Source organism: Nocardia tenerifensis NBRC 101015, from assembly GCF_000308715.1.
Lineage (GTDB): Bacteria > Actinomycetota > Actinomycetes > Mycobacteriales > Mycobacteriaceae > Nocardia > Nocardia tenerifensis.
Genome location: NZ_BAGH01000614.1, coordinates 33,718 through 44,862 on the forward strand (window position 1 = coordinate 33,718; position 11,145 = coordinate 44,862).

The window sequence follows — 11,145 nt, forward strand, 5'->3', positions numbered from 1 at the left end:
TCTTATCCTTTCGCTATCGTCTGCTCACGCGAGGGTCGTCCACACGGTCTTCGGTTCCAGGTACGCGTCGAGCCCGGCGCGCCCCATCTCCCGGCCGACACCGGACGCCTTCACGCCGCCGAACGGTGCGGCGGGGTCGCCGGGCGCCCACGTGTTGAGATAAATCGAACCCGCGTGCAGGCGAGCCGCGAGCGTGTGTGCCGCGCCGAGGTTCCGGGTCCAGACGCCGGCGGCGAGCCCGTAGTCGGTGTCGTTGGCCATGCGCACGGCGTCGTCGATGCTGTCGAACGGTGCGGCGACCAGAACCGGCCCGAAGATCTCTTCGCAGCAGATCCGCATGTCCGGCGTCACATCCGTGAAAAGCGTTGGGGGAATGAAGTATCCGCCCTCGGGATCCGAGGGCGGAACCGCACCCGACCGCAGTGTCGCACCGGCGGCGACCCCGTCGTGGATGTAGCCACGCACCCGCCGGTACTGCTCGGCCGAGACCACCGGCCCGCACTCGGTCGCCGGATCGAGCGCCGGACCGACCTGCGCGCTCTTCGCCCGCGCGGCCAGCCCCTCGACCACTTCGTCGAACACGCTCTCGTGCACGAAGAGTCGCGACGCGGCGTTGCACGCTTGACCGGTATTGAAATAGATCCCGGTGTAACTCCCGGCGATCGCGGACTCGATATCCGCGTCCGGCAGAACGATATTCGGGCTCTTCCCGCCGAGTTCCAGCGTCACGCGCTTGAGTTGCGCCCCCGCCTTCGCGCCGATCTCGCGCCCCACGGCGGTAGATCCGGTGAACACGATCTTGTCGACGCCGGGGTGGTCGACCAGTGCGGCGCCGGTCTCGCCGTCTCCGGTCAGCACATTGACGGTGCCCGGCGGAAAACCGGCCTCCTCGACCAGCTCCGCGAGCCGCAGCGCGGTTAGCGGTGTCTGCTCAGCGGGTTTGAGCACCACGGTGCACCCCGCCGCCAGCGCCGCGCCGAGCTTCCAGGCCGTCATCAACAGCGAGAAGTTCCACGGGATGATCTGCGCGCAGACGCCGACCGGCTCTTTCCTGGTGTAGCACAACGTGTTCGGCACCGCGACGGGGATCGTCTCGCCCTCGATCCTGGCGGGCCATCCGCTGAAGTAGCGGAACTGGGCCGCCGCCGCGGGAATGTCCATCGCGCGGGTCATGGTGATCGGCTTGCCCGCGTCGAGGGCCTCGAGCTCGGCCAGCTGCTCGTCGTTGTGCTCGATGAGATCCGCGAGTCGCGCGATGAGCCTGCCGCGGTCGGCCGCGGACAGCCGGCTCCAAGGCCCGTCCAGCGCGACCCGCGCCGCGGTGACGGCGTCCGCGACGTCTTGCGTTCCCGCGTGGGCGATTTCGGCGATGTCTCCGCCGGTGGACGGATCGACCGTGGTGAATATCCGGCCGGTCGCCGCGCCGACGAACTGACCGCCGATGAACAGCAGGTGCTTTCGGGACAGGAAGTCGCGGGCGGCCGCGCCCACGGTGCTGCATGAGGTATTCACGAGTCCTCCCGGTCCGCGTCAGAAGCGGTCGATGACGGTGATGCCGTTGGTGGTGAAATCGCTCATTGCGGAGAGGACTTCCCCGGCTCGGTCCAGTGAAACGGTGCGCTGCACCAGGGTCTGCGGCGTGAGCCGGCCCGAGGCGACCAGTGAGAGCAGCTCCGGATACCTGGAGTGCGGATTCCCGTGCGAGCCCACGATGCTCAGCTCGCCGATGGTGATGAGGTCCATCGGCAGCGCGATCTCGCCCGCGTCCGCCGCGCTGGTGAGCCCGACCTGGACGTGGCGGCCGCGTTTGCGCAGCGAGCGAACGGAGTTCACCACCGTGGTCCCGGTGCCGAGCGCGTCCAGGGACACGTGCGCGCCGCCGCCGGTGACCTCTTGTACGGCAGCGGGCACGTCCTGCTCGACGCTCGCGTCGATGGTGTGTACCGCCCCCTGCTCCTTGGCCAGCGCCAGCTTGCCCGCGTCGATGTCCACGGCGACCACCGAAGCCCCTGCGGCACAGGCGATCTGCACGGCCGCGAGGCCGACGCCGCCGACGCCGTGCACCGCGACCCACTCGCCCGGGCGAACGCGCCCCTGCCCGGTGACGGCGTGGAACGCCGTCATGAACCGGCAGCCGATGGCGCTGGCCGCCACCGGCGTGAGCTCCTCCGGCACTGGGACGCAGTTGAAGTCGGCGTTGGCGATGTGCACGTACTCGGCATAGCCACCGTCACACCAGAATCCGAGCACCTGCATGTTGTCGCAGACGTTCGCCTGCCCCGACCGGCAGTACCCGCAGGCGCCGCAGGCCAGATGGAACGGCGTGGTGACCCGGTCGCCGCCGCGCACGCCGCGTACCTCGGGCCCGACGGCGCGCACCGTGCCGACGATCTCGTGCCCCAGCGTGCGGGGCAGTGCGACCTGCCCGCCCATCCATCCCCAATCACCCATCCACGCATGCCAATCGCTGCGGCAGATGCCGGTCGCGAGGACTTCGAGCACGACGCCGTCCGAGTCCGGCGTCGGGTCGGGGACCTGGCGCAGCTCCAGCGGGGCGCCGTACTCGACGATCTGTGCCGCTTTCATGGTCGCCCCTTTCAGGAGATGCGGACGGGAAGCGTGTCCAGTCCGCGGGTGATGTTGTTCGGCGTCCGGATGGGCTCACCGGTGAGCTCGATCGTGGAGGCCCGCTTCGCGAGCGCGCCGAACAGGGCGTGGGCCTCCATCGAGGCGAGGGTGCGCCCGGGGCAGTTGTGCACGCCGAAGCCGAATCCGACGGTGTCGGCCGGATTGCGGTCCGCCCGAAAGCGATCCGGCTCGGGGTAGTGGCGCTCGTCCCGGTTGGCCGCGGCGTAGGAGACGAGCACCCGCGCGCCCTCGGGGATCGTGACGCCCTCGATCTCCTTGTCCTCGGTGGTGACTCGGGAGAAGTGCTGGATCGGCGTCTCCAGCCGCACGCCCTCGAGGAACGCGCCAGGAACGAGTTTCGGATCCTGCCGGATGGCCGTCCACTCGTCCGGATTCTGCGCCAGCAGCCACAGAGTGCTCGCCACACCGGCGATGGTGGTGTCCAATCCCGCGCAGGCGTAGGCGCTCATGGTCATGAGGGCCTCGTTCTCGGTGATCTCGCCGCGATCGGCCGCCTGCCAGACGATTTGGCCGAAGCTGTCGGGCAGCAGCTTGTCCGGCGTGGCGTCGGTGACGAGGTACTGCATGAGCGCCTGCACGTCCGGGAACGTCGAGAGCTGACGCTCGCCGGGCGGCCCGAAGTAGTTGAACGCGCCCAGCGCCCAGACCAGAATCTTGTCCCGCTGTTCGTCGCGCGGGAAGCCGATGAGGTCCATGACGATGTCGACCGGCAGCTTGGCCGCGAAATCGGTGACGCCGTCGAAGGTTTCGCGCCGCATCAGGTCGTCGACGAGTTCGTCGGCGAGGTGCTCGATGTTGCCCGCGACCTGCCGCACGTACTTGGGGCGCAGCGCGTCGTCGAGGACCTTGCGTACCGCGCGGTGGCGCGGCGGGTCCATGGAAAGCAGTGAGCCGTCCGACATCTCGTTGGCCGTGGGGTTCATCGCGATGCCCTGGGCGGAGCTGAAGCCCTCCCAGTCCACCAGCGCCGCACGCACCTGGTCGTACCGGAACAGCCCGTAGAGATCGTGCTCGGTCATGTGCACGACCGGACCCAGGTCCCGCAGCGTCCGATAGGACGGAACCGGGTCGTGCAGGGCCTCCGTCGAGAAGAGGTCGATGTCGGACTCGATCGCCGAGGTCGTGGTGGAGCTGGTCACGTCCGGTCCTTTCCGGCCAGGTCGTAGAAGCACAACCGAGGCCCGGCCGCGGGGCGCGTGTACATCCGGCGACAGGTCAGCTCGGACTTCTGGAACACGTCGAACCACGCGGAACGGTCGCGGGGGAGACCCTGACCCGTCAGCACGTGGATCAGGAAGAAGTCATCGTCGTTTTCCCTGCTGTCGTAACGGATCTCGGGCTCGCCGACCAGCAGTATCTTCAAATCAGGGAAGGTCGAGGAGATCTCGTTCAGCAGATCGACGACGGCCTGCTCGCCGTGGCGGAAGTGCTCGTGCAGCGCGCTCATCATGCACAGGCCGTCGGCCTCGAAGCACTCCTTCGGCCACGTCTTCGGCGCGAACGCGTCGCCCACAACGAATTTCACCCGATCGTCCACGCCGCAGGTGCGCGCGTGCTCATTGGCCACCGCGACCGCGTCGGCGGAGATATCGAGTCCGATGCCGGTCAGCGACGGATCGCGCAGGCACGCGTCGACCACCAATTGGCCTCCGCCGCAACCGATGTCGAGGATGCGCTGCACACCGCGGCCGCGCATCGCGGTCAGCAGCGTCGGGGTGTGGAAGGCCGAGAACAGGGTGTCGCAGTGCGCGCCGAGCTTGCCGCCGTCGCGGACCACGTCCTTGCCGTACACCGCCTTGCCGGTGAGCAGGTCGCCGGTCCGGCTGGTGACCATGCCGTACGCGTCCACGTAGACGCCGAGGCGAGCCAGCGACACGTCCGTGGTCAGGAACTCACCGAGCCGGGTGAGGAAGAACTCCTCGCCGCGGGTCTCGAGAATGCCGCGAAGGACGAGGTAGCGCAGGAAGCCGGGCCCCATCTCGGGGTCGATGCCTGCCAGCAGCCCGTCGGCGGGGCTGCGCGGGCCGGACCTGAGCCGCTCGAGCAGCGGGGTGTCGGCGATCGCGCGCACCGCGTAGCAGACGTGCATCGCGCTGATCATCTCCGGCAGGTCGGACAGCGTGAACGACTGCCATTCCCGGCGTTGCTGTTCGTCGGTGAGTTCGATGATCTCCGGACGATGGTCGGTGATCGTCATCGTTGTTCCTTTCGAAAATGTTGGCGGCCAGCGCTATTCGGCTACCGCATAGGCGTGCCGCTTGCGCGGGCTCGCCGCGGCCCGGACGAACTCCTGGTCCTCGGTGAACCCGGTGGCGCACACTCGGCCGAGCGAGTACGCCGGGGCCAGTTCCACCTCGTGGCCGCGTTGTTCCAGTTCCTGGACGACCGCCGGGTCGCAGGTCTCCTCGACCACCAGGACGCCGGGCCGGTGCGCGTGCGGGGTGAACGACGCGGGAACCTGATCGGAGTGGAAGGCGGTGGTCTCGGTGGCGGTCTGGAAGTCGAGCCCGAAATCGACGACATTCAGGAAGAACTGGAGCGTCCACTGATCCTGTCGATCGCCGCCCGGCGTGCCGAAGGCGACGTAAGGTCGCCCGTCGCGCAGCACCACGGTCGGGCTGAGCGTGGTCCTGGGCCGCTTGCCGGGCGCCAGCGAGTTCGGGTGATCGGGGGTCAGGTAACCGCACTGGCCGCGGGTGCCGAGCGGGAACCCGAGGCTCGCGATGGCGGGGGAGCTCTTCAGCCAGCCGCCGCTCGGCGTCGCGGCCACCATATTGCCGTGCCTGTCCACCGCGGTGACCGTGACGGTGTCGCCCTTTGTCGTGGTCTCCTGCAGGATGGTCGGTAATCCGTTGCGCAACTGCGTCATCCACTCCGTCTCGGCCTCCGGATAGTCCGGCACCGAACGGTCGGGGATGAACGAGCTACGGCCGCCGGGCGAGCCGGGGCGCAGGTCCAGCGCGGCGCGGGGGCCGACCAGCGCGCGCCGCTGCTCGCTGTAGGCCTCGTCGAGCAGCCCGGCGAGCGGCACATCGCTGAAAGCCGGGTCGCCGTACCAGGCTTCGCGATCGGCCATCGCGAGCTTCGTGCACTCCGTGACGGTGTGCAGGTAGTCCGCGCTGCCCAGACCCATCTTCGACAGATCGAAGCCGTCGAGCAGCGCGATCTGCTGGAGGAACACCGGGCCCTGCGACCACGGTCCCGGCTTGAACACCCGGTACGGGCCGTAGTCGTAGCTCGGCGCGGTCTCGACGGTGGCCTGCCATCGCGCGAGATCGTCGGCGCTGAGCAGTCCGGTGTGCCGCCTGCCGGTCGAGTCCAGCACCGGGCCGGACTCGAGGAACTCCGAGATCTCCTCGGCCACAAAGCCTTTGTAGTAGGCGTCGTGCGCGGCCTGGATCTGGGCTTCGCGATCGGCCGACGCGGACTCCGCCGCCTTGATCAACCGCTGGTAGGTATTGGCGAGCGCCGGATTGCGGAAGCGGCTGCCCGCGGCGGGGGCCACGCCGCCCTTCAGATAGGTCTGCGCGGACCCGGTCCACTCCTCGCGGAACAGCGGGGCGAGCACGCCGATGGCCTGCGCGGTCTCGGGCAGCAGCGGAAAACCGTTGTCCGCATAGCCGATCGCGGGCTGCAGGACGTCGGCCAGGCGCATGGTCCCGAACTCGGCGAGCAGCCGCATCCAGCCGCCGAACGCGCCGGGCACACAGGCCGGCAGCAGACCAGAGCCGGGGATGCCGCTCAGGCGGAGCTCGGCGAAGGTGTCGATGCTCAGCGCCTGCGGCATCGGACCCTGACCGCAGATCTGTTGTACGTCACCGCTTTTCGCGCGATGCGCCACGACGGAAAGGTCACCGCCGAGGCCGTTGAAGTGCGGCTCCACGACCTGGAGCACGAACCCGGCGGCGACGGCGGCGTCGAAGGCGTTGCCGCCGTTGGCCAGAATTCGCATGCCAGCCGCGGAGGCCAGCCAATGGGTACTGGCTACGGCGCCGGTGGTCCCGGTCAACTCGGGCTTGGATGGAGGCATGGGGATACTCCCTACAATTCTGAAATGCTAGATCGGAGCGCGGACGAGAAATCGACGGTTTACTCCGGCGAAAAGTGGTTACTCGTCCTGGAATATGTGCAGACCCGGCGTGAGGATGCCGCTCGGGTCGTACCGCGATTTCGCGGCGCGGAAAGCGGTCCACTTGTCCCCGTAATGCGTGCGCCAGTCTTTCGCGGTGAACCGCAGCGAACCGATCGGATAAAGCACCGCGCCGTACTGATCCCGCGCGTGGGCGAACATGCGGTCGTTGCGGTCGAGCATCTCCTCGACGAAAGCCGGATCGATACCGGGGGTCTCGGCCACGGTATTGATGTCGAGCACGAACACCCAGTCGGAGCCGTTCGCCTCGGGCAGCGGCGGCAGCGGTCGCGTCATGTGCGAGCGCCGCTGCGGATACAGCAGGCTGATGCCGAAGGGACCGATATCGCGCGCGCTGAGCTGCGCCTGGACCTCGCCGACGTACTCCTCGACCACCGACCCGGACAGCCACACGTCGTACCACGGTTTGACCAGGTGGTCCCAGCCCACCGTCTCGCGCATGCCGTCGACCAGCGTGTCGATCTTGTACGCGTAGTCCAGGTAGGTGGTGTCGTCGATGATCGGCTCGGTGGTCAGACCCTCGGTGGCCACCTCGTCGTTCGGCGGCGCGTCGGGGTCGTACAGGACGGTCGCGTAGAGCCGGTGGGTCGGCGCGGACTCGGGCGAGTACAGCTCGGCGTAGACGTGGTCGATGGCCGGCCGCTCGATCAGCGTGCGCACATCGCGGAAGAACTCGCCGTTGTCGGTGTACTCCAGCACATAGGTGCGGGCCCGTTCGGTCGCGGGCACGAGATCGATGACCGCCTTGGTGATCACGCCGCACTGGCCGAGGCCGCCGAGCACCGCCTCGAACAGGTCGGGTTTGTGCTCGGGCGAGCAGCGCTCGATGGCGCCGGTGCCGGTGACCACCTCGAGCTCGCGCACGTGGTCCACGTGCAGGCCGGTGTTCAGCGCGCCGACCAGGCCGCCGAGTCCGCCGACCGAGAGCGTCCCGCCGACGGTCAGCGAGGTGTAGCCGGTGATGGCGGGCGGGCTCAGCCGCGGCGACCGCTCGTAGGCGGCGTTGATCAGGTCTTTCCACAGGATGCCCGCGTCCACCTCGGCGACGTCCGCGCCGATGGAATGGATGCGATCGAGGGTGCGATTCTCGATGAGCAGGCCGTCGGTGAGGCCCTGGCCGAGCGTGGTGTGCGCCGCGCCCCTGGTCGACACGCTGACGTCGTGCGCGCGGCAGAATCGGATCATCGCGGCGATGTCCTCGGCCGAGCGCGGCCGCAGCACGGCGGCGGGCCGGTGGTGGGTGATATTGCCCAGGTCGGTGGTGACGGCCTCGCGGGCGTCCGCGTCGACCAGCAGTTCACCGTCGAGGGCGGGCGCGGCGGCGAACGACAGGCTCGCCGTCTCGCCGGTGACCCAGCGACGCTCGATGGGGTCGAAACCGACAACGGCCGCCTTCTCGGAAACGTCCGCGCGGCTCACCTTTCCGGCTCCTGCCGCGCGATGTCGATTTCACGATCGGGCGCTGCTCCGATGCGGCGATCGCTTATTGTGCCGGCGCTGATTTCAGGCACGGCAAACTCCTTTCGACGCAATGGCTGAGGCCGAATGTCAGCACGATGGCCGCGGCCCATTTCCACTACATCGAACATATCCGGGCGGTACTGCCCGGCACATCCAGAGAATCTTCAAGTTACTGTCAAAAGCTCTTGAAGCGGGATATTCGGTCAGGTCAGGACGGTATCGGCGCGGGCTGCCCCGCCGCGTGGATGGCCTCGGCGACCCTGCCGCACAATGCGGCGAACACGGCCTGCTCGTCCGGCGTCAGCACGGACTCGGCGATGCGGGCGTTGTCGCGCCTGCACTCCGCGGCGCGGTCGAGGAATTCGCGGCCGGTCGCGGTGAGCGAGGTCGTCTGCTCGCGCCGGTCGGCGCCGAGCGCCGCCTGCGTGACCAGATCCTGATCCTTCAGTACCCGAAGGGCTTTCGACATCGTGGGGCGCGAAACGCTCAGTGCGGCACTGAGCGCGGACGGCGTCATCGGGCCGCGCAGACGCAGCATCTCGAGCACGTCGTACTGCTGCCAGGTCACCCGCTCGGGCGTGGTCCTGGTGCGCCGCGCGACCAGCACGCAGGTGAGGTGGGCCAGCGCGTTCTCCACCCCGTCCGGCCAGTCGAGCACCGGGCTGTGGTCGTTCTCGTCAACGGGCACTTGATCTCTCCTCACCCGGTCGTGGACTTGATTTCCGGTTGGAAATCAGTTTACGGTAAGAAGCGCACCTACTCGTACTCTGTCATACAGGAGGAGTGGTCATGGGCACCTCGGGAACCGTGGGATGGTTCGAGATCGTCGCCACCGATCCGGAGCGCAGTAAGCAGTTCTACCAGCAAATTTTCGACTGGCAGTACACCTCGTTCGGCCCCGGCTACCACACGATCACCGCGCCGGGCGCGCGGTCCGCCATGGGCGCGCTGCGCCAGGGCAGCCGGGACGCGTTGTGGTTCAGCGTGATTCGCGACGACCTGGCGGCCACCATTCCGGCGCTGGAGTCGTTGGGCGCCAAGGTGATCGAGGAGCCGGCCCGCACCGCGGCCGGTGACCTGCACGCGGTCGTCACCGACGTCAAGGGCAACAAGATCGGCCTGTTCGAGCCCGCCGACACAGCGGTGCCTGATCGGGCTCCCGTCCCGAACTCCACGGCCTGGTTCGAAATCGGCACAACGGATTTCGCGGCCACGCGGGAGTTCTACGAGCGGGCGTTCGGCTGGACCTACCAGCGCGACGAGGCCGCCGAGGGCGCGATCTACTACAGCGTGCACCCCGACGGCGCGAAGGAGCCGATCGGCGGCACGATGGACGTCTCGACCGTGCCGAACTCGACCGACTACGCGATTCCCGGGCTGCTCGTCGCCGACGTCCCGGATCTGCTCGCCCGCTGCGAGCAGGCGGGCGGGCAGCGCGTGCTGGATCCCTTCACCGACGCGACCGGCCTGGTCATCGGGCAGTTCACCGACCCGTTCGGGAACCGCTGGACCTCCTTCGCCCAGCCGTCGGACAGCTGACCGAGCCGCCCCGGGAGGGGAGTCATGCCTTTCGCCGTATATGTGTTGGGGCTCGGCGTTTTCTGCCTCAACACCACCGAGATCATGGTCGCCGGGCTCATTCCCGGCATGTCGCAGGACCTCGGCGTCTCCATCGCCGCCATCGGCTATCTCGTCTCGATCTTCGCCTTCGGCATGGTGATCGGCGGCCCGGCGCTCATCGTCGGACTGTCGCGGGTGCCGCAGAAGAGATCGCTGATCTGGCTGCTGATCGGGTTCGTGGTCGGACAGACGATAGGCGCACTGGCACAAGACTATTGGGTACTCGTGGTGGCGCGGATCGTGACCGCGCTGGCTGCCTCGGCCTTTTTCGGCGTGGGCGCCGCGGTCTGCGTGCGGCTCGTCGGCGCCGAGCGGCGCGGACGCGCCATGTCGGTGCTGTACGGCGGCATGATGGTCGCGCAGGTGGTCGGCCTGCCGGTGGCCACCTTCATCGAGCAGCACTTCGGGTGGCGGGCGAGCTTCTGGCTGGTCGACGCGCTCGCGGTGGTGTGCATCGCCGCGGTCGTCGCGCTGGTGCCCGCCGGCGGCAATCCGCAGACCCTGGATTTCCGGTCGGAGATCCAGGCCTTCCGCAACCTGCGACTGTGGGGTGCGTACGCGACCAACGCGCTCGTCATCGGGTCGGTCGTGGCCGGATTCACCTATCTCTCACCGATTTTCACCGACGCGACGCACTTCGCGCCCGCGACGGTGCCGATCCTGTTCGGCGTGTATGGGATAGCGACGGTGGTCGGCAACGCCGTGGTCGGCCGCTTCGCGGACCGCTACACAAGGCCCATCCTGTTCGGCGGGCTGATCGCGTTGATGCTGGTGCTCGCCGTTTTCGCGCTGTGCGTGGAGTACAAGGCGCCGACCGTCGCGGCCACCGTCGCGCTCGGCCTGATCGGCCTGCCGCTCAACCCGGCGATGGCCGCGCGGGTGATGTCGGTGTCCAACGAGGGCGCGCTGGTCAACACGGTCAACGGATCCGCCATCAATATCGGTGTCGTCATCGGCCCGTGGCTCGGCGGGATCGGGATCAGCACCGGCCACGGCCTCACCGCGCCGCTGTGGATCGGCGCGGCCATGGCGCTGTGCGGGCTCCTCACGCTGATACCCGATCTCCGGCAACACCTTCGGGAGCCCGCGGACGGCAACGCCACGCGGGAGCCGGTAGCCGTCGAAGACGCGCGCAAGAGTTCCTAGGAAGCATCATTTCGGTTGTGCCGTACCGTATATCGGGTACGGCTACAGCCATTCTTTCGTCTCCCCGGACGCTCGACCGTCCCGAATCCGGCCCGTCCCTCCGGGATAACCATTCTCGC

General features: G+C 68.3%; 9 protein-coding genes. 2 read left to right on the plus strand and 7 right to left on the minus strand.

Features of this window, described 5'->3' with window-relative positions; all coding sequences use genetic code 11:
• Positions 1-24: 24 nt before the first annotated feature.
• The 7 genes from ON39_RS44685 to ON39_RS44715 all read right to left on the minus strand — a co-directional run bounded on the left by ON39_RS44685 (position 25) and on the right by ON39_RS44715 (position 8,948).
• Complete coding sequence (locus tag ON39_RS44685) at positions 25-1,512, minus strand: aldehyde dehydrogenase family protein (RefSeq protein WP_051187939.1); 1,488 nt, start codon at positions 1,510-1,512, stop codon at positions 25-27.
• Positions 1,513-1,530: 18 nt separating this feature from the next.
• Entirely contained in the window at positions 1,531-2,586 is a 1,056-nt protein-coding gene (locus ON39_RS44690) for a zinc-dependent alcohol dehydrogenase family protein (protein WP_040743404.1), read from the minus strand.
• Between the two features lie 11 nt (positions 2,587-2,597).
• Complete coding sequence (locus ON39_RS44695; RefSeq protein WP_040743406.1) at positions 2,598-3,788, minus strand: cytochrome P450; 1,191 nt, start codon at positions 3,786-3,788, stop codon at positions 2,598-2,600.
• The gene (locus ON39_RS44700) at positions 3,785-4,846 is read right to left on the minus strand and encodes a methyltransferase domain-containing protein (RefSeq protein WP_040743408.1); all 1,062 of its coding nucleotides are present in this window, start codon (positions 4,844-4,846) and stop codon (positions 3,785-3,787) included. Before ON39_RS44700 ends, ON39_RS44695 begins: the two co-directional genes overlap by 4 nt.
• 33 nt (positions 4,847-4,879) lie before the next feature.
• Positions 4,880-6,679, minus strand: a complete 1,800-nt coding sequence (locus tag ON39_RS44705) for a gamma-glutamyltransferase family protein (RefSeq protein ID WP_040743410.1) — start codon at positions 6,677-6,679, stop codon at positions 4,880-4,882.
• A 78-nt stretch (positions 6,680-6,757) separates the two neighbouring features.
• Entirely contained in the window at positions 6,758-8,218 is a 1,461-nt protein-coding gene (locus ON39_RS44710; RefSeq protein ID WP_040743412.1) for an FAD-binding protein, read from the minus strand.
• Positions 8,219-8,468: 250 nt separating this feature from the next.
• Positions 8,469-8,948 (minus strand): MarR family winged helix-turn-helix transcriptional regulator, encoded by a 480-nt coding sequence (locus ON39_RS44715; protein ID WP_051187940.1) that lies wholly within the window; start codon positions 8,946-8,948, stop codon positions 8,469-8,471.
• Positions 8,949-9,049: 101 nt separating this feature from the next.
• Between ON39_RS44715 and ON39_RS44720 the strand changes: the two genes are divergently transcribed.
• Positions 9,050-9,799: a VOC family protein gene (locus ON39_RS44720; protein ID WP_040743414.1), complete on the plus strand. Its 750-nt coding sequence runs from the start codon at positions 9,050-9,052 to the stop codon at positions 9,797-9,799.
• A gap of 24 nt (positions 9,800-9,823) precedes the next feature.
• Entirely contained in the window at positions 9,824-11,026 is a 1,203-nt protein-coding gene (locus tag ON39_RS44725; RefSeq protein ID WP_051187941.1) for an MFS transporter, read from the plus strand.
• Positions 11,027-11,145: the final 119 nt, after the last annotated feature.